The sequence below is a fragment of the Apilactobacillus pseudapinorum genome, assembly GCF_040369555.1.
GTDB lineage: Bacteria > Bacillota > Bacilli > Lactobacillales > Lactobacillaceae > Apilactobacillus.
In genome coordinates, this window is sequence record NZ_BAABVU010000040.1 from 1 (window position 1) to 429 (window position 429).

The following is a 429-nucleotide window of genomic DNA, read 5'->3' on the forward strand; positions in this document are numbered from 1 at the left end:
AAAGCCCACCAAGACGATGATACGTAGCCGACCTGAGAGGGTAATCGGCCACATTGGGACTGAGACACGGCCCAGACTCCTACGGGAGGCAGCAGTAGGGAATCTTCCACAATGGACGAAAGTCTGATGGAGCAACGCCGCGTGAGTGATGAAGGGTTTCGGCTCGTAAAACTCTGTTGTTAAAGAAGAACAAGCATGAGAGTAACTGTTCATGCTTTGACGGTATTTAACCAGAAAGCCACGGCTAACTACGTGCCAGCAGCCGCGGTAATACGTAGGTGGCAAGCGTTGTCCGGATTTATTGGGCGTAAAGCGAGCGCAGGCGGTTTTGTAAGTCTGCTGTGAAAGCCCTCAGCTCAACTGAGGAAGTGCAGTGGAAACTACAAAACTTGAGTACAGAAGAGGAAAGTGGAACTCCATGTGTAGCGG

The 429-nt window shown here is 51.0% G+C and carries 1 rRNA gene; it reads left to right on the forward strand.

Going from position 1 to position 429, the window contains the following annotated elements:
- Positions 1 to 429: ribosomal RNA gene (locus ABWU86_RS06680) — 16S ribosomal RNA — on the forward strand; the annotation flags it as partial.